The sequence below is a fragment of the Streptomyces sp. HUAS CB01 genome (genome assembly GCF_030406905.1).
Lineage (GTDB): Bacteria > Actinomycetota > Actinomycetes > Streptomycetales > Streptomycetaceae > Streptomyces > Streptomyces chengbuensis.
Window position 1 is genome coordinate 5756223 of record NZ_CP129137.1, and the last position, 22001, is coordinate 5778223.

Below are 22001 nucleotides of genomic sequence, written 5' to 3' on the forward strand. Positions count from 1 at the left end.
GGAGGAGCCCGAGGAGCTCGTGGTGCTGCTCATCGGCTACTCGCGGTCGTCGGCGGTGGCACGGCGTCGCCGACTGGTGAGGAAGCCGACCGCTATGACCAGGACGACCGAGATCCCGATGCCGATGGCCACCGCGGCGGACGAGCCGCCACCGCCCGACGCCGCCCGTCCCGCGGCGGCGGGCTCGGCCGACCACCAGCTCCAGTAGCCGTCCTGGCCGTACAGATTGCCGGCCGCCTCGGGCATCGTCGTGATGGACTTGATCTGGTCGGTGCGATAGGCCTCGAGCGCGTTCGGGTACACCATGACGTTCATGAAGCCGGTGTCGTACAGCCGGGACTGCATCTGCCTGACCAGGTCGCCGCGCTTGTCCGCGTCGTACTCCACCGCCTGCTGCGCGTACAGCCGGTCGAAGCGCTCGTCGCAGATGAAGTTGTCCGTCGCGCCGGTGCCCCCGGGGGTGGCGGGCAGAGCGGAGCAGGTGTGGATGGACAGGACGAAGTCCGGGTCGGGATTGACCGACCAGCCGTCGAACGCCAGGTCGTAGTCGCCCTTGAGCCAGGGGTCGGAGACGTTGTCGAGGCAGTCGACCTTCAGCCCGACACCGAGCTCACCCCACCACTCCTGGAGGTACTTGCCGACGGCCCTGTCGTGGGGGTCGGTGGCGTGGCACAGGATGCGGAAGTCGAGCGGCCGGCCGTCCTTCCCCACCCGCTTGCCGCTGCCGTTCTTCCGGTACCCGGCCCCGTCGAGCAGGGCGGCCGCCTTCGCCGGATCGTGCGCGATCCGCTGGGAGGCGTCCGGCTTCCAGAAGTACGGGGTGAAGCGCGGCGGGATGTATCCCTCGCCCTCCACCGCATGGCCCTGGAACACCTTGTCGACGATGGTCCGCCGGTCGACGGCGTGGAACAGCGCCTTGCGCACGACCGGGTCGAGCAGCGCGGGGTGGCCGCTGCCGAACCTGCCGCCGTTCTTCGCCCGCGCGCCCGGGTTGGTGGCGAGCGCGAAGAACCGGCGGCCCGGGGCGTCGTTGACCTTGATGTTCTCGGCGTTCTCCAGGGAAGCGGCCTGCGCCGGGGTGAGGTTGGGGACGAAGGAGACCTCGCCCTTGCGCAGCGCGGCGACCGCCGCGTCTCCGTCCTTGTAGTAGCGGAACACCAGCTCGTCGAACTTCGGTGCCCCGCGCCAGAAGTCCTCGTTGGGCCTGAGCCGGATGTACTGGTCGACCTTGAAGTCGGTCAGCACGAACGGCCCGTTGCCCACGACCGGGAACCGCGTGTCGTTGTTGAACGTGGCGAAGTCGCCGACCTTCTCCCAGACGTGCTTGGGCACGATCGGGACGTCCAGCGCCGTCATGTTGGCCTGGGGCTTCTTGAGCCGGATGACCAGCGTCCCGGGGTCAGGTGCCGTGACCTCGGCGAAGTTGGCCGTGAAACTGCCGTTCGCGGTCGCGGCGTCCGGGTCCTTCATCATCTTGTTGAAGGTCCAGGCCGCGTCCTCGGCCGTGGCGGGCCTGCCGTCGGACCAGGTGGAGTCCTTGCGGATCGTGTACGTCCACGTCAGCTTGTCCGGGGACGGGCTCCAGGCGGTGGCCAGACCCGGGATCGGGCGCGCGTCCCCGGGGTCGTAGTTCGTGAGGTACTCGTAGATCAGCCGGTGGACGCTCGTGGAGACCAGACGCTGGGCGAGGAACGGGCTGAGGGAGTCGACGCTCTGCGAGACGGCCACGGTCAGGACGTTGTCAGCGCCGTCCTTGTCGTCGCTCTTGCCGTCGTCCTCGCGCGCGCCGGTGCCGTCCGCGCTCGTACGGCCCTCCGCGAGCTGCGTGGTGCCGTGCACGGCACCCGTTCCCTGCGCCTGTGCCTGTGGTGGTACGGCGGAGAGCGCGGAGGCGGCGACGGCGGAGGCGAGCAGCAGCCGCAGCCGGCGGCGGGGCCGGCGGCCCGGACGCGAACGGAGGAGGGGGTTCGGGCGGGGGGAGCGGTGCGGAGCCGTGGTGATCATAGGACGTTGACCTCGCGTCGTAACTCGCATGGAGGAGGCACGTGGATCTGCTGGGCGCCCACTGGTGATGCGAAGGTCTATCAGCGTGGTCCAGACGAGTCAACGATGCCGTGACACCGCGTCAGAACCCTTGTGGGCTGCGCGAACACCGAAGGGCCCGCACCGTGGAGCACGGTGCGGGCCCTCATTGGTCTGAACCGCTGACGCCCTACTGCTGAGAGGCCGGCGGTGCCTGCGGCGGCTGTTGCCGCGGGTAGCCGTAGCCGTGATCCGCGGGCGGGACCGGCCCCTGGGCATCGCCCTGACCCGGTTGCCCGGGCTCGCCCGGCCGACCGGGTGTCAGGCCCTGCACCGGCGGCTGACCCGGCTGGGCCGGGAACGCACCGGGGTGGGGCGGCTGCCCGGGGAAGGCGCCGGGCTGCGCCGGCGGCGGCCCGGCCGGGTTCGGCGCGGACGGCGCCTGCGGCGGAGGCGTCTGCTGCCAGTGCGGCTGCCCGCCCGCCACGTGTCCGCCGTACGGCGGCTGGCCGCCGTGGGGAGCCTGTCCCCCGTACGGGGGCTGACCGCCCTGCGGCGGCTGCCCGGGGTGGTGAGGCTGCCCGGGGGGCTGCGGCTGCTGGGGGTTCGGCGCGTACGGCCGGCCCGGCTGCGGCTGCCCCCCGTAAGGCTGGTTGGGCATCGGCGGCGCCATGTGCGGCGGCTGGTGGCCCTGGCCCCCGGACGTCCACAGGCCCTGCGCCTGCTGGGCCCGGGCGAAGTCCTCGGCGACCATCGCGGAGAGGTTGAAGTACGCCTCCCGCGTCTTCGGGCGCATCATGTCCAGGTCGACCTCGGCGCCAGCGGACAGGTGCTCGTCGAACGGCACGACGACGACGCCGCGGCAGCGGGTCTCGAAGTGCTGCACGATGTCCTCGACCTTGATCATCTTGCCGGTCTCGCGGACACCGGAGATGACCGTGATCGACCGCTGCACCAGCTCCGCGTAGCCGTGCGCCGAGAGCCAGTCGAGCGTCGTGCTCGCGCTGCTCGCGCCGTCCACGGACGGGGTGGAGATGATGATCAGCTGGTCGGCGAGGTCGAGAACGCCCCGCATCGCGCTGTAGAGCAGCCCCGTGCCGGAGTCGGTGAGGATGATCGGGTACTGCTTGCCGAGCACGTCGATCGCGCGCCGGTAGTCCTCGTCGTTGAACGCGGTCGAGACGGCCGGGTCCACGTCGTTGGCGATGATCTCCAGACCGGAGGGCGCCTGCGAGGTGAACCGGCGGATGTCCATGTACGAGTTGAGGTACGGGATCGCCTGGACCAGGTCGCGGATCGTCGCACCCGTCTCGCGCCGCACCCGCCGCCCGAGCGTGCCCGCGTCCGGGTTGGCGTCGATCGCCAGGATCTTGTCCTGGCGCTCGGTGGCCAGCGTGGAACCGAGCGCGGTGGTGGTCGTCGTCTTGCCGACGCCGCCCTTGAGGCTGATGACGGCGATCCGGTAGCAGGACAGCACCGGCGTGCGGATCAGGTCGAGCTTGCGCTGCCGCTCGGCCTCCTCCTTCTTGCCGCCGATCTTGAACCGGTTCGAGGCGGAGGGGTTGCGGCTCGACTTGGCCTTGGGCTTGGTGTTCCGCAGCAGACGGTCGGAGGAGAGCTCCACCGCCGCCGTGTACCCGAGCGGGGCGCCCGGGACGGAGCGCTCGCGCTGGTCGTGCGCGACGGGCTGCGGCCAGGCCGCACCGGTGCGCGGGTCGACCGGGCCGGCCGGGGGCTGCTGTATCTGCTGCTCAGGCGACTGCTGCGCCGGCAGTGGGGGAGCGGCGGGGACGGGGAGATGCGGCGGCTGCGCCCTCTGGGGCGGCAACTGGGCGGGGACGCCGGGCTGCGCGGCCGCCTGCGGGAAGCCGTAACCGCCCTGCGGGGGCTGGGCATGGGGACCGGGAGCGGCGGGCGGCAGCGGCGCGCCCGGCTGCTGCACGGAGGGCTGCCCCGGACCGTACGCAGGCTGGGGGAACCCGTAACCGGCCTGTGGCGCGGCGGGGTTGGGGTCTCCTGCGCCGGGCTGGGGCTGTGCGTGGGGAGGCTGGGGGAACCCGTAACCGGCGTGCGGTACGGCGGGGTTGGGGGTTCCAGCGTCGGGCTGGGGCTGTGCGTGAGGAGGCTGGGGGAACCCGTAACCGGCTTGCGGTACGGCGGGGTTGGGGGTTCCAGCGTCGGGCTGGGGCTGGGCGGCGTGAGGAGGCTGGGGGAACCCGTAACCACCCTGCGGGCCCGCGGGATCGGGGTTCTGGACGCCCGCCTGCGGGAAGCCGTAGCCGGGCTGGCCGGCGCCGGGCGACGGCACCGAGGGCTGGGCGGGCGACGGCTGCTGGGGGGCCGGCGCCGGGGGCTGGTCCGCGGACTGCGGCTGTGCGGGCCACTGGGGCGCGGCCGTCGGTGCTGCGGGCTGGAAGGCCGGCGGCAGCGGCGGCAGGCCGCCGCCCGGACCCTGCGGGCCGGCGGGCCCGGGAGCCCAGGGCTCCGCGGCGGCCGGCACCGGAGCAGCGTCCTGCGGCGCCGCCGCGGGAGTGGCGTCCTCCGGCGCGGGGGCCGCGTCCTGCGGGGCGGCATCGGCGGGTACGGCGTCGGTGGGCGTGCCGGAGGCGGGAGCCGCGCCCGTCGGCCCGACGCCCCGTGCGTCGTCGGCGGGTTCGGCGTCGGCGGGGCCGTCCGTCCCGTGCTCGCCGTGGGCCGCGTCCGCGCTCTCGCCCTCAGCGGCCGGACCGTCCAGGGGCGCCTCCTCGTCGCCGCTCTGCCGAGCGACCGTGGACCCGCCCTCGGGGGCGCCTTCCATGGCGTCCGCGTCGCCGTCGGAGCCTTCCCCCGCGGACCGGTCCGCGTCCGTGGCCTCGGCGGGCGTCCCGCCTCCGGCCGCGGCCGCGTCGTCGTACGAACCGTCGGCGTCCGCGGCGGGGGACGGAGCCGCCTCGCCCGTCCCGGCCGCCTCCTGCTGCGCCGCAGCGGCAGCCGCTTCCCGCTCCGCGATCTCGCGCTTCAGCGCGGCGGGGGAGAACCGCATCGTCGCGCCGCTCTCGACATCGCCACCGCCGAACGGCTGCGCCGCCGCGCCGCCCCGAGCGGCGGAGGCGTCGGCGGGAAGGGGGGAGTCCGGTGCGCTCCCGGCGGCCGGAGGGGCGGGGTCGTGTGCCGGTTCGTGAGCCGGCCCCTGTGCCGCGGCCGGTGCCGGCTCCGAAGCGGGTGCCGGCTCGTGGCCGGGCGCCGATGCCTGGTGATGCGCCGGCTCAGCGGGCGGAGCGGGCGTCTGATGGTGCGCCGGGGCGGGCGCCGCCGGTGGCCAGTTCGGCTCGAAACCGCTGCCCGGAGGCAGCCCGGGCACCGCCACCGGCGCCCCGCTCGGCGGCGGAGGCGTCGCCCCCTGCGCCGCGGATCCCCCCGACGTGTCCCCCGACGCGTTCTGCGTGTACCAGGCAGGCGGGGTGTAGTCGATGGTGAACTCACCCGTCATCTCCGAGGGCTCCGCGTCGGACTGATCGTCGACGGGCATGTTCCAGCCCCCGCGGATCTCGTCCCGATCGCCGTTCACTTTGCCTCCTGTGGTCGAGCACCCTCGTGCCGTGGTGGGTGGGGGCGACCGTGACCGTCGTCGGTCCGCCCGGCTCTCCCCCGTACGACGCCGCGCACCTGCCCACAGGTTCTTGCAGCGCCTGACCCACCCTAATCGCCAACACCGTCAGTACGGCAGGCCGGACCGTCCACCGGCGACTGTCCACTGCGTCACCCTCCGCCCCACCACCTCCCCTCATGGGACGGGCGGAGCCGCAGGGTGAGGGGCGAAACCGGCAAAGCCGTGTGCACCGGGGCAGTCGAGGCGTCACAGGATCGACACATGTCGCGGACGGCCCGACGGACCCCGACGCAATCCCTCGACTGCCGTACGAGGAACCTCCGGCAGCGGCCGACCGATCGTGAGTCGGGACCGCACCGGCCCGGCGGTATCCCGGGCGCGGCCCCGACTCCCGTGCCGGATTCCTCGGGGCGGGGTGAACTCACCGTGCCGGATCCCCGAGGTGGGCCGGATTCCCCGGACCGGACTCCTTCCTCGGGTCGGATTCCTCGAGCCCAGGGGGCGAAGTGTGCCGGATTCCCGAGTGCGGGCCGGACTCCCGTGCCGGATCCCTCAGCGCAGGTCGAACTCCCCGTCCCGCGCGCCGAGCACGAAGGCCCGCCACTCGGCCTCGGTGTACCGCAGCACGGTCTCCGGGTCCAGCGACGACCGCATCGCCACCGCGCCACCGGGCAGATACGCGATCTCGACCCGCTCCTCGTCCGGGCTGGTGCCGGGCGCACCGTGCCACTCGACACCGGAGATGTCGAGGGCGTACAACTCGTCCTTCTCCTGTGCGCTCCCCATGCGTCACGCTTCCTTTCGGTGGTGCCGAGAACGACGTGCCCCGAACGGGCCCGGTCGGCCACCGTTCCCCGCGGGATTCCCAGAGGAGGCCGCCCATAAGGATGTTGCCCGGGTCACACCGGGCATCCTATCCAGCGCTGTGCAGGACCACTGCCGCTCACGGGCAGGCCGCGTGATCACGCGAGGGGCGGCCGGTGCCGCGGTGGACGGCGGAATCAGTCCATCCGGCGGGCCACGCCGAGCAGCCCCGTCTCGGCGTCCGTCCCGCTCGTCATCACCCAATGGCGCTCACGCCCAGACACCCACAGCGTCACCCCGTCGGCGAGGGTCGGCAGCGCCTCCACCTCGGCCCGGCCGAGTCCGAGGATCCTGCCGATCTGCTCGGCCTCCTGCGGCGAGACACGCTGCACTCCCACCAGCGTCGCGTCCCGCAGCAGCCGCGGTGCGACGGGGCTCAGATACGGGAGCAGCGTCAGCACCGACTGCCACGGCGACGACACCACGCGCCCGCGCGGAGGCCGCATACCGCAGTCGCGGACGACGACCACCGGGCTGCCGACCGTGGCACCCATCGGCGGCACCCGCCCCACGTCGTGGAGCGTGATGCACTCCAGGCCCGCTCCCGCTGCCTGCGCCAGCACCGTCCACGCCTGGGCCCGGCCGGTCTCCACCGCCACCCGGGCGCCCGTGCCCGCCGCACGCAGCGCCAGCACCTGAGCCGTCCAGAGACCGCCGATCAGCAGCACGTCGTAGGGCGTCGAACGGTGGAATCCCACCATCTGGGGACGGCCCTCGGTGTCGTCGCCGATCACCACCCCGTCGTCGCCCACCGGCAGGGACAGCGCACCCAGGTCGTCCGCCGCCATGGTGTGACCCGGGTGCCGGGGTCCGAACAGCCCCCTCGGTCCGCGTGCCGAACCCGTTGCCGCACCCATCACCGCGCACCTCCCAGAGGCATCGTCGCCAGCGCGCCGGGCAGTTGCTCGCGGTCCAGCCGCAGCAACCCGACCTTGGCCGACCGCGCGGCCTGCTCCAACACGCGCCGCACACCAACCAGTTCGGTGTCCGAGCCGCCCGTGATCCGTACGTGTCCGCTCACCGCCAGCGCACCCTGCCGCGTGCCTCGCCGCAGCGTGAGGCTGAACGTGGTCGCATAGGCCGGGGCCGAGGTCAGTGTCGACACCAGCGTGGGCAGCGGCTGCGCACCCCGTCCCAACTCGGGCCAGCGGCCCACGGCGTACGTCGTGTGCCAGCGGTCGTCGCAACGCCACACCCGCGAGGTCTCGGCGGTGCGGCGCTGGGCCGCGGCACCGGGCCGGCCGGCGAGCGCAGCGGCCCTCGGGCTCGCACAGACCGCGGTCGCGATCGTCGAGTTGAGCTCCTCCTGGTCCAGGACCACCGCCTGGAACCCGGCCCCCGTCAGCCGGCTCGCCACATGGTCGGCGACGCGCACCAGACAGCGCTGGGCGCCCTCGACCCCGCCGCCCCGGGCCTCGACGGCCTCGCGGCAGAGCTCGGGATCCAGCTTCACGGCCACCCACGTCATCCGCAGCGCGGGAGCACCGGTGCGCTCCTGAAGCGGTCCGTAGGACAGCCGGGCCACCGACTGCTGCGGCAGATGCGGCGCGGGCGCCGAGCGCACCTGCTGGACCAACTGCACGGACTCCACGGTGATGTCGTCGACCTGGAGCGCGCCGCCCAGCAGCGACATGGGCAGGGCCCGGGCCCCGAAGGCGGGGCGCAGCCCGGAGCCGCTCGCCTCCACCCGTACGACGGCCGCCAGGAACGAGCCGTCCCCGAGCATGCCGACCGTACGGCGTTCCCGGTCCACGTAGGTGAACGGTCGTACACCGGGCGCGGCTTCCGCGAGAGGCGCCAGAGAAGGGTCCACGTCCGCGTCGGCGGGTTCGGCGGCCCGGCGGCGCGCCCGCAGCGCGAGAGCCGTCGACAGCCAGTCGGGCAGCGCGTGACCGCGCCGCCGCAGCACCGCGAGCAGCAGCAGGACCGCGGCGACGACACAGGCGGGGATCAGCCAGAGACCGCCGAGCGCGGCGCCCACCAGGACCAGCGCGAGCGCCAGCTCCACCAGCACCAGCTGCCGCAACTGGAGAGGACCGACCCGGCCGGCACCGGCGAGAGGTCGCAGTGTGGTCGCGGCGGGGACGGTCCGGGGCGCGCCGTTCGACGGGGCGTTGCTGCGTTGCCGCCGGGAACTGCCGGGGGCCTCTCCGGAAGTCCGCGTACTTCGCGAGCGAGTCGCCGTACCCATCGCCGCGTTGCCCCCTCGTGTCCGTATTTGCCAAATTGCCACGGGCGTTGACCGGGCGATCACCCTACCTGAGCAGTGGGACGCAAGCGCCAGCAGGCATAGTAGGGGGCTGTGCGGCGGCGGGCCCCATCACGGGGGTGTGGCAACCTGGTCGCCCCAGCGGGGAGAGGGACAGCGGACAGATGGCATCACGTCGGGACGAACTCAACGCATACACCTTCGCGAAGCGGAGACTGGTCGCGCAGTTCGTGCAGCCAAACACGACGGGTTCGGAGGAGGGTGCGCCCCGACCGCTGCGCGCGGTCGTTCCCGGAGCCATCGTGGCCGTGGTGGTCCTGGCCGTCTTCGGCGCATGGGGCATGTTCAAGCCGGTGGCCCCCCGGAACTGGGACACACCCAACGAGAACGTCATCATCGCCAGCAAGTCGACCACCCGCTACGTCGTGTTGAGGACGAACGGGAAGAAGCAGCTCCACCCGGTGCTCAACATGTCCTCGGCGAAGCTGCTCCTCGACCCCGACAAGGGCAAGGTCATCAACGTCGACGAGTCCGTGCTCGACAGCGGCAGGATCCCGCACGGCGCCACACTCGGCATCCCCTACGCCCCGGACCGGCTGCCCGACGCCAAGGACGCCGGGGTCGCCAAGCGCTGGGCGGTCTGCGAACGGCCGGGCGAGGGCGGCCGCGCCATCCAGAAGGCCGCGTTCGTCCTCGCCGAGCGCGAGGAGAAGAAGACCGAGGGCGCCGACCGGCTCCGCGGCGGGGAGCTCCTCTACGTCGAGGGCCCCGACGCGACCCGCCACATCGTCGACGCAGGCGGCACGGCCTACCCGGTGGCCAAGGACGAACTGCTGCTGCGTCAGCTCGTCGGCCTCGGCCGGGCGCCCCAGCGCGTGTCCGCCGCCTGGCTGGACACCCTGCACAAGGGCGACAGGATCGAGTTCCCCGCGGTCCCCGGAGCGGGACGGGCCGCCGGCGTCCCCGGCCTCCCGGACGACGTGAACAAGGTCGGCATGGTCCTCAAGGCCACCGACGGCACCCGGGAGCAGCAGTACGTCGTCCTCGACGGCCGCGTGGCCCCCGTCAGCGACTTCACGGCCAAACTGCTGCTCAGCAGCCGTGACCTGATCGGCCTCGGCCAGGACGGCCGCGCCGAGTCCGTCAGCGCCGCCGCGTTCCGGCCGGGCCAGGCCTTCGGCCAGGACCGCAAGTGGCCCGAGCACGCACCCGAGGCCGTCAACTCGGCGAGCACGGACGAGGGAAGCCGCAACACCGTGTGCAACGTCCTCCGAGAGGTCGACGACGACGGCACCACCACCCTCAGCACCTGGGCGGGCACGGAGTTCCCCGCCACGCTGCCCACCGGATCCAGCAGCGCCTACGTCACCCCCGGTTCCGGCCAGCTCTTCCGCCAGTTCAAGGGCTCCCGCACGGACAGCGGCTTCCTCTTCCTCGTCACCGACACCGGCCTGCGCTACGCCATGCAGTCCAACGGCGACAGCGCGACGGACGACTCCGGGATCGGGGCCTCCGGCTCCAAGAAGGAGCGTGAGGCCCGCATGCAGGAGGCCCAACAGGCCCAGAACCGGCTCGGTTACAAGGACGTCGAGCCCGTGCCGGTACCGGCCTCCTGGTCCTCCTTCCTGCCGACCGGCCCCCGTCTGTCCACGGGCGCCGCACGGCAGCCGCAGGGTTCGTGAGGCGGGGACGGGACCTGACATGACGTACACGTACCGGCGCCTCCTGGCAGCCCCGGCGGTCGCCGCAGTCGCCCTCGTCGCCGTGCCCGCGGCCCCCGCGCTGGCGGACGGACCCGACCAGTGCACCTACCCGAGCAAGAAGTACGAGGGCCGCCCCTGGGCGCTCCAGCGCGTCCTGCTGGACGAGCTGTGGAAGCAGTCCACCGGCAAGGGCGTCCGGGTGGCCGTCATCGACACCGGTGTCGACGTCAAGAACCCGCAACTGACCCCGGCGGTCGACGTCAAGAGCGGCAGGAACTTCCTCGACAAGAACCTCAAGGACGCGTCCGGCAACAAGATCGAACGCGGCAACGAGAACGGCACCACCGACACCGTCGGCCACGGCACCAAGGTGGCGGGGATCATCGCCGCACGCCCCGCCAAGGGCACCGGCTTCGTCGGCCTCGCCCCCGACGCCACGATCATCCCGATCCAGCAGAACGACGCCGAGGGGCACGGCACCGCCGAGACGCTCGCGGCGGCCGTCGACCACGCCGTGGACGAAGGGGCCGGCGTCATCAACATCTCCCAGGACACGGCCGGGGCCGTGGAACCCGCACCCGAGCTGAAGCAGGCCATCGACAGGGCCCTGGACAGGGACATCGTCGTCGTGGCCTCGGCGGGCAACGACGGGACGGGCGGCAACGTCAAGAAGACCTACCCGGCCTCCTTCGAAGGTGTTCTCGCCGTCGCCTCGTCCGACCGAAACAACGAACGGGCGGCGTTCTCCCAGTCCGGCGACTTCGTCGGCGTCGCGGCGCCCGGTGTGGACATCGTCACGACGGTCCCCGGGGGCGGCCACTGCGCCGACAACGGCACGAGTTTCTCCGCGCCCTACGTGGCGGGCATCGCCGCGCTCATCAAGAGCAAGCACAAGGACTGGACGCAGGAGCAGGTCGTCGCCCAGATCCAGCAGACCGCGGAGCGCTCCATCGCGGGCCACGACCGCCTGGTCGGCTGGGGCGTCGTCGACCCGGTCCGCGCCCTCACCGAGGACGACAAGCCGATCGACAGGCCCGTGGCCCACGAGGGCCTCTCCGGCGCACAGGCGCCGACCCCGGCGGAACTCCACCTCGGCGAGACCGCCGATGAACGCAACGCCCGCCTCGCGACGTACGTCGTGGTGGGCGGCGCCGTCCTGGTCGCCGCGATCGCCGGAGGCGCGGTCACGGTACGGGACGCGCGGCGGCGGGCGAGGGGACTGGAGCCGGGCGCGGGGAGGTGAGCGCCGGCACGGGAACGGTCGGCCGCCGTCTGAGTACCCGTACGGATGCGCCCTTCATTGCAACCGCATAGGGTCGACCGATCGTCTGACGATGGTCGGGCATTGGGGGAAGTCGGGTGACAGACAAGACACTTGGGCCTGTCAGAGGCAGTGACTAGAGTGGCCTCTGTGTATGAGTGAATGACGAGTCACCACGATCCACGATCGCATTGTGTGAATTTCTTGTGATGACTGTAAACGGGGAGGATCGGTCGTAATGCTGCCAGCGGACGGTGGCGGGGGCGGCGCGAAGGGCTCGAGCGACCTTGAGCGCGGCGTAGGTGCACTGAAGCGCTTCCAGAAGCGAGTGAACGACTTGCTCACGGAGCTGGAGAACGGAGCCGGCGGCACGAAGAAGGTCGCCGCGCAGTCGATCTCCCGCGGTTCGTTCAGCGGTGCCAACATGCCCTTCGCCGAGGCGGACGGCTTCTTCAGCCAGTACAACCGCGTTCACAAGGAGCTCACTTCGCTGTCCAAGTCGCTGGGCGATCAGATCGAGCTGCTGAGGATCGGGGTCCACGCGGCCGACGTCGGCTTCGACAACGTCGAGGAGGATCTGCGGTCCCGTTTCCACCGCATCCAGACGCGCCTGGACCAGGAGCGGGAGGCGCACGAGAAGCGCGCCAAGCCGCATGGTGACGCGCCCGGCCAGAACGCAGACGTCAAGGACGTCGACACCGAGGACATGGGGTGACCCCCGATGAGTGACGACAAGCAGCCGGAACTTACCCCTGAGCAGCAGGCGATCGAGGTAACCGAGCAGCAGACCGACGACTCGGCCCAGATCGAGACGATTTTCGGCGCGACCGACGCCTATCAGCGCGTGACGGCAATGATGGACGACATCGGCTTCGGCAGCCGGGGCAGCCTGTTCGGCAAGACCAGCTTCGAGGGCGCCGACCTCAACGCGATGCTCGACCTCTTGGACCAATCCAACCCGTCCGACCTGGAGAACGCTGGACGGGAACTCGGCAAGGCCCGGGACGCCCTCAACGCGGCGGCGCAGGAACTCGACGACTACGTCAAGAGCGTCGAGTGGGAGGGCGAGTCCGGAAAGGAGTTCCGCAGGTACGGCACGGAGCTCGCCAAGTACGCCTGGGGCCTGGGGACGTTCGCCAACAAGGTCAGCACGCAGATGGAGGTCGCCAGTACGGGCCTGACGTCCGTGCGCAACGCGAAGCCTCCGAGGGACGGACGGATCGTCCGGAAGAAGGCGGAAGATTTCGCGCTGCCCGAGCGCCGGGCCGACAACCCTGAGTACGCCGAGGCGGTGAAAGTGGAGGAGAACCGCCAGGAGGCCATCAACCAGATGAACCGCCTGGCGTCGTTCTACGCGGTGTCGGAGGAGTCCCTGGCGGCGCAGGAACCGCCGTCGATGCCGAAGACGCTGCAGGCGGACGTGCCGCGGCCGCGCAACGGCGGGCTATGGAACGAACCTGCCGGCGGCGCGGGGAACGAAGCGGCAGGTGCTGCCGGCCAGCCTGCAAGTCGTCAACCGGCGGAGGCCGGTGGAGCCACAGGCACCCCTGGGAGGGAAGCGCTCGGCGCATCGCCCTCGGTGCCTGATCGGAATACGTCGATGGAGATCGACAGCGTAGCGGCACCGCCCGCTCCCCCGACGGCACCGCCCGCCCCGTCGGCCCCCTCTGCCTCCGGTAATCCCGGCACGCCTCCAGGACCGGCCGCGCCGCTGGCTCCGAGCTTCGGCTCCGTGAAAAACGCCGTGCCGCGAGTAACCGGTACGTCTGGTGTGACAAGGACCGGTAGTGGCCCGGCTGCCAATGCCGTCGGACGCCCGAGCACCTCCGGCGGCGGCACGCCCGCTGCTGGCCGTGCCGGTGCGACCGGCCGACCTGGCGCTGCTTTCGGGGGCACTCATGCTGCAGCAGGAAACCAGGGACCGGTCGGCCGGGCTTCGGGTCCCATGGGCTCCGGCAGCGCTTCTGGACGCGCAGGTACGGCAGGTGCGCCCGGTCAGAGCCCCGTAGCCGGTCGACACGGTGCCTTGGGCCAGCACGCGACGGGGCATCCCGGTCGGACGCCGTCGAGTGGAGCCCGCACAGGTCGAACGGACGGCATCGTCGGCGGCACACCACAACGCTCCTCGGCCGGCACGACCGGGACGGGGTCTCGCATCCCCCGGGGAACGGTGATCGGTGCGGAGGGGGCTGCCGGGGGACGCCCCTCGGCGGCTCGCTCCAACCAGTCCGGTGTCATCGGGGCCGACGCAGGAAGAGTCACGCAGCGGCCGTCGGGCAAGGGCACGCCAAGCTCCAACGGAGTCGTCGGTACGCCTCGCAACGCACCTCGCGTCGGCGGTGGAGGGCAGCGGCAGTCCGGTGACAAGGACCAGGAACGCGACAAATCTGCGCGCCCTGACTACCTGACAGAGGACGAACAGACGTGGAAAGCGCAGCGGCGCGGCGCTGTACCACCAGTGATCGACTAGGCACAGGGAAGGTTCGGAAGTCGGGATGACAGCAGGGACGAGGCGAATGTGGAGTCGCGCCTCACGGCGGGCTCTCGCATTCACTGTGGCATTGGCCGGAGCATGCGCCACCGCCCTGATGGGTACAGCCCCGGTCGCTGTCGCGGCGGACATGCGCTCCAAGCAGTGGTACCTGGACGCGATGCACGCCGAGGAGATCTGGAAGAAGACGACCGGCGAGGGCATCACCGTTGCTGTGATCGACACAGGAGTGAACTCCTCGACACCTTCCCTGAAGGGCAAGGTCCTGAAAGGGCTTGACACGACAGGTGTCAAGGGCGAAGCAACGGACGACTACACCGGTCATGGCACGACCATGGCCGAGCTCATCGCCGGTTCGGGCGAGGGCGGTGGCCTGAAGGGGCTCGCCCCCGGCGCGAAGATCCTGCCTCTGCGGGTGTCCAACACCAAGCTGCAGAACAAGGAATCAGTGAACGCCTATGACGAGCGCGATGCCATTCGAGCCGCCGCGGACAGTGATGCGCAGATCATCAGCATGTCCTTCGGAAGCGAGTTCATGACCCGGGAGAACATCGAGGCGGTGAAGTATGCTGAAAGCAAAGGTAAGTTGTTCCTCGCCGCTGTTGGGAACAGCGCGAAGAAGGGCAACAAGCCGAGCTACCCCGCCAACTATCCAGAGGTCGCCGGCGTCGCCGCCACGGACAGGAATGGGCGTGTCGCCGAATACTCCCAGCACGGTGATTTCGTCGATATCGCTGCTCCCGGCAACGATATCCCGGCGTATTGGTGCGATTCCACCTTCACCCGGTACTGCGAGGGCGACGGCGGTACCAGTGCTGCCAACGCCCTCGCCTCCGCCTCCGCCGCGCTGATCTGGTCCGCCCACCCCGACTGGACCGCCAACCAGGTCCTCCGCGTCATGTTCGAGAGTGCGGCTCGGCCCGAGGGTTCCAAGGACGGCACCCTCAGCAACTACCTCGGCCACGGAATCGTCCGCCCCAACGCGCACATCACCCGCGGTCTCGGCAAGCCGGGCGACCCCAATCTCAGCCCGCTGACCAACAAGCGGACCGCAGGTGGCTCCTCCGCCGGCTCAGCCGCCCCGTCGGCACCAGCCGCGTCCGAGGCTTCCAATGGCGGGTCGAAGTCGGACGCCGTTGTCGCTGGGTCCAGCAAGACCGCCGACGGCAGCAGCCAGAGGGGCCTCGTTCTCGGAGGAGCCGCAGTCGTCGTAGTCCTCGCGGCCGGCGCCTTCGCCGTCATCCGCAAGTGCCTGACCCGACGCCAGGGCCGTAGAGCCCGTAAAGAACTTCACCCCACATTGAGCCTCACTTTGTCACAGACTGGTGAGTCCCAACGCAACTCGTCAGACAACTAGTTCGATAGGGAACCGCGGCCGTGTCACAGGGAAGGTTCGGAAGTCGGGATGGCAGCTAGAATAAGCCGAGCATGGGCGGTGCCCGCCTGGCGTCGTGTCGCATGCACACTGGCCGTGGCTGGGGCATGCTCCGTGGGCGTGGCGCCGACTGCTACTGCGGCAGACCTCGAGTCCAAGCAGTGGTACCTGAAGGCAATGCACGCCGATGAGATCTGGAAGAAGACCACCGGCGAAGGAATCAAAGTTGCTGTCATCGACTCGGGCGTGAACTCGGCAACGCCGTCCTTGCAGGGCCAGGTACTGAAGGGACTTGACGCCACGGAGGCGCCTGGTGAAGCCACTGACGACTACGAGGGTCATGGCACGACCATGGCTGAGTTGATCGCTGGCACTGGAAAAGGCGGCGGTATCCGCGGCCTGGCGCCTGGCGCAAAGATCATTCCAATGCGAGTCGCCACCAAGGCCTTTCCTAAGAACGTCAAGGTGAACGAGTGGGACGAGGTGGTTGCCATGAGAGCTGCCGCCGACAGCGATGCTCAGATCATCAGCGTCTCGATTGGCAATGAATTCGTGTCTGAACGAGAACGCGAGGCAATCAAGTACGCGCAGAGCAAGGGCAAGTTGGTCTTCGCTGCTGCAGGGAATTCGGCCAAGAAGGGCAACAAGCCGAGCTATCCTGCCAAGTACGACGAAGTGGTCGCGGTCGGTGCCATCGATCGCGATGGACGAGTCGGTGACTACTCACACCACAGCGAGATTGTCGACATCGCTGCTCCCGGCACTGACATCCCCTACTGGTGCGATTCCACCTTCACTCGCTACTGCGACGGCGGTGAGGGCACCAGTCAGGCTGCAGCTCTCGCCTCCGCCTCCGCCGCGTTGATCTGGTCCGCTCACCCGGACTGGACCGCCAACCAGGTCCTGCGCGTCATGTTCGAAAGCGCGGGCCGCGGCGAGGAATGGAAGGACAATTCCAAGAGCCAGTACCTCGGCCACGGAGTTGTGCGCCCCAACGCCCACATCACCCGCGGTCTCGGCAGGCCCGGCGCTCCGGACCTCAGCCCGCTGACCAACGAGAAGACCGGTGGAGCCCCCGCCGGCTCCGCCGCTCCGTCGGCACCGACCGCGTCCGATGCTCCCAAGGGCGGATCGAAGTCGGACGCCGTTGCTGCAGGATCCAGCAAGACCGCAGACGGCGGCAGCCAGACAGGTCTCATTCTCGGAGGCGTCGCAGTCGTCGTGGTCCTCGCAACCGGCGCCTTCGCCGTCATCCGCAAGCGTCGTACCACCTGACCCGACGCCCGGGCCGCAGTGCCAGTTCAGAACTTCACCGCACGTTGAGCTCCACCTCGCCACAGCCTGGTGAGGCACAACGCGACCAGCCACACAAGTAGTTCAGAAGGGAAACGTAACCGTGTCACAGGGCCAGCGGCTTTCAGACCAGCAAGTCATTCAGCTCGAGAAGCAGCTTTTCGAGAAGTTCAATTCGATCAAGGGCCAGCTGCAGCAGATCCAGGGCACGATCGACAGCCTCGAGGGCCAGTGGAAGGGCATCGGTGCCGGTGCCTTCAACACGAAGCAGCAGGAAATCAACACCTCGATGGTGCGTCTCGGCAACATCCTGGCGAAGTTCCTCGAGGCGATGAGCACCTCGAGGAAGATCAAGGACGGCACGGAGGACGACGTCCGCGCCGCCGTGCAGGCCATCAACGTCGACCTCGGTGTCGGCACCAGCGCCGCCCCCAAGTCGGGCCTCGCCGGCCTCTAGAACCGCCGGGCGCACTCGATCTCGGCTGCGAAAGCCGGGTCACAACTACAGGTGAGATGAGGGAATCATGGGCATGAACTCGGGAGACGAGCTCGTCGTCAAGTACGACGGCCTGGACCTGGCCGCGACCACGCTCGGCAACCAGGCCAAGAAGCTCGAGGAAGACCTGCGGGAGATCAAGACGGCCATGGCCACCGTTGCCGCGGGCTGGGAGGGCGAGGCTCACAACGCCTACGTCCAGGAGCAGGTGAAGTGGGACAAGGAGGCCGCGGACATCCACCGCGCCCTCATGCAGATCGGCCAGGTCGTGGCGAACGCGGGCGGCGATTACATGGGCGGCGACAAGAAGGCCGCCAGCTACTTCGCCTGACCTGTCCGGCTGTTGGCCGGTGCTTCGGCATGCTGATCAGGGGTGGGCACGCGCGAGGGGTGCCCACCCTTCGACCGTTCCGACGCGAGAGACCCCGGGAGCCGTGCAGACGGCTCCCGGGGTCTCTGTCGTGTGCCAGGGCGCCATGGGCCCGGCCGTCCTACGACGCGGCGCCCTTGCACGCTGCGGAGTCGGCAACGGACTTCGCGTAGGCGAGCAGCAGCTTCTTGGCCGCGTCGGCGTCCGAGAACTTCTTGTCGTAGATGAGCACCCTGACGAAGAGCTGGTTCATGTCGGGATGTTCCTTGGCCGCCTCCGGGCACGAGACCAGACGCACCCCGCCCTGGTTGCTCCAGGCGTACGTCCCGTCCTCGCTCCTCTGCTTGTCGAGGTCGATGTACGGGTTGCTGCGGGCCACCGCCGTCACGGAAGAATCCCGCTTCCACTCCGAGAAGGCGCTGAGCACGAGGGTGTCGTCGACGACGACCCTGCAGTGGGTGCGGCCCACCTCTCGCGACTGTGCGTCCGCTTTCAGCTTCTGGCCGCTCTTGGGCAGCACCCCGTCCAGTGAGGCGGTCGGCACCGTTGTGCCGCAGAGGTCCGACGGCACGGCGAAGGACCGCTTCTCCTCCGGCTCCGAACAGGCGGTGAGAACCAGTGCGAGCTGAGCGGCCACCACGAGTGCGGAAAGCGGCCGGGCTGATCGCCGCGTCGGACCTGGCCCCGCCTGCGTCGCCGTCCGTCCTGGGGCCGTGGGCATGTTGACGTGTGTCATTCGGCGGGAACCTCCGTGGTCAGGTGGTCTGCCATGTGCCCGACGTTCGCGGCGGCGTCCGAGAAGCCGTCGTCGCGGCCCTTCAGCGCCCAGTCCGCCGCCCTGTCCGGATGGGCGAGACCATGAGCCTTGGCAGCGTCGACGGCTGCCATCTGGCCGTGTTCGGCGCTCTGCTCCTTGCCCTTCTCCCACAGACCGCCTGCCTCCTTGCTGGCTTCGGTCAGGACATCGGTCTCGGACTGCTGGAAAATGTGCTCGAGGACCATCCCGCTGACGGTACTCGCGACACCGCCGGCGATCGCACCGCCCACCGGTGTCGCGATGTAGCTCACGCCCACGCCGATGCCGGTTCCGACAGCCCCGGACCATGCGTTCTTCTGTTGTGCCACCGAGTCCGAGAACTCCTTCGCCTCCTTGGCGGCCGGCCCCAGCACGGCTTCCTGCATGCCGATGGACAGCGTCCCGCTCACCTCACCGGAACGGCGGGTGATCGCCTCTATCGTGTCCTGGGCCGAGTGCGGATAGCGCTGGTCCGCCGGGAGTTCCGGATTGAGGTGGTAGTCCATGAGGCCGGCCATGTAGGCCTTTTGGCCCACTTCGATGGCCGCGTATCCTCCGGGACTCTGCCCCACAGTGACGAGGAAGGCCGAAACGTCCTTGTGGTCGAGTTGGGCCTGCGTGCCCGCCAAGGGGAAGAGCTTGGCGGTGCTCCCGTGGGGGTCGTCCGCGATCGCACGGTTGATGTCTGGCAGGTACTCCGAGGCGATCTGACCCATGCTGTCGGACATATGGGGGTGATCGGTGAGCCGCGTTGGGTCTTCACCTACGGAGGAGACGATGTCCGACATCAGCTTGGCCTGGGCGTCCGAGTGCGGCGGGAGGTCGGCCGTCGGCATCTCGCCCGCCGGGTGGCCGGTCGTCGCCGCCTCCAGTGCCATCGCCAGGTTGTTCCGCCCCGCGATGCTCTCCTCGCGGTCCTCGTCGTAGTCGTGAGGCCAGTCGCGCTCTTCGAAGAAGTACTCGAAGTTGCTGAGGGAGCGCCGGTCGTCCTTGCCCTCCACTTTGAAGTCGTGGTCCTCGTCCTTCGTGACGAACGTGTCGCCGAAGAACTCGGTCGCCGCGGCGGGGCTGTTGGCGAGTGCCTTGAAGTAGCCGGTCATCGGGTCCCACCCGGTGTCCGTGCCCGTGTGGTTCAGAACCGGACTCATGCCGAGGGGCTGCCAGGCGACATGGGCGCCATTGTGCGTGAGCTTCTTCTCCGCGGCGACGAGCTTGTTGCCGTACTCGTCCAGGAACTTGTCGTCGTAGTCGCCCCACCGCATCAGGTTGCTCATGACCTGACCGCCGAACGGCATTCCGCCGTTCTTCTCCAGCGGCTTGTCGGCGAAGGACACGACTTCCCGCTTCCAGGTCTCCATGGCGGCCGTGTCGCTCTGGCTGGCGGTCGCCAGGGTGAGCCCGAGGTTCTTCTGGAGGTCGTCCATCTGCTCACGTCGCTCGTGCATGAGCTCGGGATTGACCATGGGCTTGTTGAAGTCGGCCCAGAACTCCAGCGTGCCCTTTCCGCCGAGGCTGGTGGCGAACCGCTCGGCGAAGAGGTCGTCGTTGGCGTACTTCTTGAGGCCGGCGTTGAGCTGGTCGAATTCCTTGACCGTGAGGTCCTCGGGATTCTTCTTCGCGAGCTTTGCCAGGGCATCGGCCTCCTTGAGCGCGTCCGCGGCGGTGTCCCGGTTCGCGTAGGCGGCGTCGGAGAAGCCGAGCTTGCTCTGGTCGACGAGTGCCTTGAGGACCTTGGTCGCGGAGCTGTCGCTCTGGGTCGCGCCGTCGAGGATTTTCTGCACCTCGTCCCGCAGGGCCGTCACATCCGCCTGGGTGTGGCTGGGGACGCTCGTCCCCTTCGCGGCCCGGTCGGGATGGATGTTCATGCTCACCGTGAAGCCGCCGCCGGCGGTGGAGACGACGGTGAGGTTCTTCTTGAGCCCGCGCTCGATCGCGTCATTGAGCTTGGTCTGGTAGTCCTTGAGCTCGCTGCAGGTGTCCCTCAGGATGTTGCGGATCGACGTGGCCTGGGTATGGGCGTCGGCGAACTCGCCGGCCGTTCTGCCGATGAACTGCTTGGAGATCTTCTCGTTCTCGCCTGTCCAGTTCGACTTGTTCGCCTGTCCGCGGAGGCCGTCGTCGGCGTCCTCCTTCAGGCTGGCGAGCTTGCCTATCAGGGTCGTCCAGTCGGTGACGGCTTCGTCGAGAAGGCCGAACTTGGCGAAACGAAGGGTCTCGAGATCCATGACTAGTCCTTGTCCTTCTCGTCCTTCTTGTTGTCGCCGTAGATCTTGTTCTTCGCGCCCGGCTCCCCGACCCGTTCGTCGAATCCGCTGTCCAGGGTGGCGATGCTGCTCAGCTGCCCGGTGATGTAGTGCTCGTCGTCCTTGTGGATCTTCTTGGTGACCCGCATGTGGTTGGAGATGTGGGAGCAGGCGTCCCGGAGGGAGCCGAGCTGTTCGTCCCAGCGCTTGGCCACGTGTGCGAGCCCGGCACCGAGTTCGAAGCCCTGGGTCTTGAGGTCCTCTGCGGCCTTGGAACTGCTGGGACCGGCCACTCGTGCCTCGTCCCACAACCGGTTGAACAGCTTGAACGCATTCGTGCCGATCTTCGCGAGGTCGGTCTCGGAAGCCCTGAGGTCGCCGTAGCTCCCGCCGCCCCCGCCGCCGCCCTCGTCGGGCACCCGGTTCAGCTGCATCTGGTCCGACTGACGCCCGGCCGCCTGCGTCTTGAGCTGTTCCCACTCGTCCCACGACATCTGCCACACCTTTCCGGCTCTTCATCTGGCACTTCAAGAGGAAGTGTTTGCGGTTCCTGTGCTCACTTCGTGCAGGAGCCCTCCGAGGCGTCGGCGCGCACGTCGAAGTAGCTCGGCGACATGCCCTCCGGACCGGGCTGCTCGGGGGAGGGCACGGCCGTCACCTTCAGGCATGTGGTGCCGTCCTGGCTGCTCACCTCGTAGTGCTCCACGTTGCCCTTCGGATCCAGAGCGCCCGAACGCCACACCAGGACGGCCGTCGGGTCGTCCCTTTCCGGTCCTCTGAGCTCCGGGTCCACCCGCTCGACCCAGGAGCCGTCGTCCGAGGCCAGCACCGGGAACATCGTCGATCCGTCCAGCCAGTCGGCCACGGCGACGGTCCGCTCGAACACTTCCGCCTGACCGGCCCGGTCGGGCCGGCTCAGCGCGCCGAGCTGAAAGCTGGACCAGGAGCCCCAGAACGCCAGGCCCGCGGCCGCGAAACAGAGCAGCCGCTGGACGAGGAAGCCGGCGTCGGACGGCTCGGCCGACGCAGCGTCGGCGTGACGCCGGGCCTGGAACCGCCACCAGATCGCCCGTTGGTCGGCGAGGCCGAGCGCGACGAACGCCACGCCGAAGAGCACCATGAAGACCGCGAATCCTGTCATGCTCCTGATCTCTCCCTCTGGATGGCCCTGCCATGTCCGAGGGCCGGTGGCGTTCCGCAGCCTGTGCAGGCATCGGCCCGCGTCCGTGAAAGCCCGGACATCGCGCGGTGCGGTGCGGCGCCGCGTTCCTCATGTACGCAGCGCCACC

At 69.8% G+C, this 22001-nt stretch carries 17 protein-coding genes; 8 read left to right on the top strand and 9 right to left on the bottom strand.

The genetic code is table 11. The annotated features are described in order from the left end of the window. Positions 1 to 36 precede the first annotated feature (36 nt). The 5 genes from QRN89_RS25520 to eccE all read right to left on the bottom strand — a co-directional run bounded on the left by QRN89_RS25520 (position 37) and on the right by eccE (position 8666). Positions 37 to 2004: an ABC transporter substrate-binding protein gene (locus QRN89_RS25520; protein ID WP_290351700.1), complete on the bottom strand. Its 1968-nt coding sequence runs from the start codon at positions 2002 to 2004 to the stop codon at positions 37 to 39. 208 nt (positions 2005 to 2212) lie between these two features. Continuing rightward, complete coding sequence (locus tag QRN89_RS25525) at positions 2213 to 5569, bottom strand: SCO5717 family growth-regulating ATPase (RefSeq protein WP_290351701.1); 3357 nt, start codon at positions 5567 to 5569, stop codon at positions 2213 to 2215. A gap of 594 nt (positions 5570 to 6163) precedes the next feature. Next, on the bottom strand, positions 6164 to 6397 hold the full coding sequence (locus QRN89_RS25530; RefSeq protein WP_290351702.1) for a DUF397 domain-containing protein: 234 nt from the start codon (positions 6395 to 6397) through the stop codon (positions 6164 to 6166). Between the two features lie 215 nt (positions 6398 to 6612). Then, positions 6613 to 7332 carry a hypothetical protein gene (locus QRN89_RS25535; RefSeq protein WP_290351703.1) on the bottom strand — a complete coding sequence of 240 codons (720 nt, stop codon included), beginning with the start codon at positions 7330 to 7332 and terminating at the stop codon, positions 6613 to 6615. Continuing rightward, on the bottom strand, positions 7332 to 8666 hold the full coding sequence (gene eccE / locus QRN89_RS25540; RefSeq protein WP_290351704.1) for a type VII secretion protein EccE: 1335 nt from the start codon (positions 8664 to 8666) through the stop codon (positions 7332 to 7334). Before eccE ends, QRN89_RS25535 begins: the two co-directional genes overlap by 1 nt. Before the next feature lie 182 nt (positions 8667 to 8848). On the opposite strand from eccE, the gene eccB reads away from it, so the two are divergent. The 8 genes from eccB to QRN89_RS25580 all read left to right on the top strand — a co-directional run bounded on the left by eccB (position 8849) and on the right by QRN89_RS25580 (position 17634). After that, a complete protein-coding gene (gene eccB, locus QRN89_RS25545) occupies positions 8849 to 10366 on the top strand; it encodes a type VII secretion protein EccB (protein ID WP_290351705.1) in 1518 nt (505 codons plus the stop codon). Positions 10367 to 10385: 19 nt separating this feature from the next. Continuing rightward, a complete protein-coding gene (gene mycP / locus QRN89_RS25550; RefSeq protein ID WP_290351706.1) occupies positions 10386 to 11630 on the top strand; it encodes a type VII secretion-associated serine protease mycosin in 1245 nt (414 codons plus the stop codon). 256 nt (positions 11631 to 11886) lie between these two features. Then, entirely contained in the window at positions 11887 to 12363 is a 477-nt protein-coding gene (locus QRN89_RS25555; RefSeq protein WP_290351707.1) for a DUF2563 family protein, read from the top strand. A gap of 6 nt (positions 12364 to 12369) precedes the next feature. Then, positions 12370 to 14118 (top strand): TrbL/VirB6 family protein, encoded by a 1749-nt coding sequence (locus QRN89_RS25560; protein WP_290351708.1) that lies wholly within the window; start codon positions 12370 to 12372, stop codon positions 14116 to 14118. Between the two features lie 25 nt (positions 14119 to 14143). Further along, on the top strand, positions 14144 to 15496 hold the full coding sequence (locus QRN89_RS25565; protein ID WP_435833267.1) for a S8 family serine peptidase: 1353 nt from the start codon (positions 14144 to 14146) through the stop codon (positions 15494 to 15496). A 48-nt stretch (positions 15497 to 15544) separates the two neighbouring features. Then, a complete protein-coding gene (locus QRN89_RS25570; RefSeq protein ID WP_290351710.1) occupies positions 15545 to 16789 on the top strand; it encodes a S8 family serine peptidase in 1245 nt (414 codons plus the stop codon). A gap of 121 nt (positions 16790 to 16910) precedes the next feature. Then, positions 16911 to 17264, top strand: coding sequence for a WXG100 family type VII secretion target (locus tag QRN89_RS25575; protein ID WP_093662427.1), 354 nt, complete (start codon positions 16911 to 16913; stop codon positions 17262 to 17264). 67 nt (positions 17265 to 17331) lie between these two features. Continuing rightward, positions 17332 to 17634, top strand: a complete 303-nt coding sequence (locus QRN89_RS25580; protein WP_269728085.1) for a WXG100 family type VII secretion target — start codon at positions 17332 to 17334, stop codon at positions 17632 to 17634. A gap of 160 nt (positions 17635 to 17794) precedes the next feature. Here QRN89_RS25580 and QRN89_RS25585 read toward each other — a convergent pair whose 3' ends face one another. From QRN89_RS25585 to QRN89_RS25600, 4 genes are all read right to left on the bottom strand, one after another. Next, entirely contained in the window at positions 17795 to 18310 is a 516-nt protein-coding gene (locus QRN89_RS25585) for a hypothetical protein (protein WP_290351711.1), read from the bottom strand. Between the two features lie 95 nt (positions 18311 to 18405). Beyond that, positions 18406 to 20694 (bottom strand): hypothetical protein, encoded by a 2289-nt coding sequence (locus QRN89_RS25590; RefSeq protein WP_290351712.1) that lies wholly within the window; start codon positions 20692 to 20694, stop codon positions 18406 to 18408. Positions 20695 to 20696: 2 nt separating this feature from the next. Then, on the bottom strand, positions 20697 to 21206 hold the full coding sequence (locus QRN89_RS25595; RefSeq protein WP_290351713.1) for a hypothetical protein: 510 nt from the start codon (positions 21204 to 21206) through the stop codon (positions 20697 to 20699). Positions 21207 to 21268: 62 nt separating this feature from the next. Beyond that, on the bottom strand, positions 21269 to 21853 hold the full coding sequence (locus tag QRN89_RS25600; RefSeq protein WP_290351714.1) for a hypothetical protein: 585 nt from the start codon (positions 21851 to 21853) through the stop codon (positions 21269 to 21271). Between the last annotated feature and the right edge of the window lie 148 nt (positions 21854 to 22001).

Coding starts and splice junctions, on each gene's coding strand:
- QRN89_RS25520 (WP_290351700.1), bottom strand. CDS start 2,004: ATGATCACCACGGCTCCGCACCGCTCCCCCCGCCCGAACCCCCTCCTC.
- QRN89_RS25600 (WP_290351714.1), bottom strand. CDS start 21,853: ATGACAGGATTCGCGGTCTTCATGGTGCTCTTCGGCGTGGCGTTCGTC.
- QRN89_RS25565 (WP_435833267.1), top strand. CDS start 14,144: ATGACAGCAGGGACGAGGCGAATGTGGAGTCGCGCCTCACGGCGGGCT.
- QRN89_RS25560 (WP_290351708.1), top strand. CDS start 12,370: ATGAGTGACGACAAGCAGCCGGAACTTACCCCTGAGCAGCAGGCGATC.
- QRN89_RS25555 (WP_290351707.1), top strand. CDS start 11,887: ATGCTGCCAGCGGACGGTGGCGGGGGCGGCGCGAAGGGCTCGAGCGAC.
- QRN89_RS25590 (WP_290351712.1), bottom strand. CDS start 20,694: ATGGATCTCGAGACCCTTCGTTTCGCCAAGTTCGGCCTTCTCGACGAA.
- QRN89_RS25595 (WP_290351713.1), bottom strand. CDS start 21,206: ATGTCGTGGGACGAGTGGGAACAGCTCAAGACGCAGGCGGCCGGGCGT.
- QRN89_RS25535 (WP_290351703.1), bottom strand. CDS start 7,332: ATGGGTGCGGCAACGGGTTCGGCACGCGGACCGAGGGGGCTGTTCGGA.
- QRN89_RS25530 (WP_290351702.1), bottom strand. CDS start 6,397: ATGGGGAGCGCACAGGAGAAGGACGAGTTGTACGCCCTCGACATCTCC.
- QRN89_RS25580 (WP_269728085.1), top strand. CDS start 17,332: ATGGGCATGAACTCGGGAGACGAGCTCGTCGTCAAGTACGACGGCCTG.
- eccE (WP_290351704.1), bottom strand. CDS start 8,666: ATGGGTACGGCGACTCGCTCGCGAAGTACGCGGACTTCCGGAGAGGCC.
- QRN89_RS25570 (WP_290351710.1), top strand. CDS start 15,545: ATGGCAGCTAGAATAAGCCGAGCATGGGCGGTGCCCGCCTGGCGTCGT.
- eccB (WP_290351705.1), top strand. CDS start 8,849: ATGGCATCACGTCGGGACGAACTCAACGCATACACCTTCGCGAAGCGG.
- mycP (WP_290351706.1), top strand. CDS start 10,386: ATGACGTACACGTACCGGCGCCTCCTGGCAGCCCCGGCGGTCGCCGCA.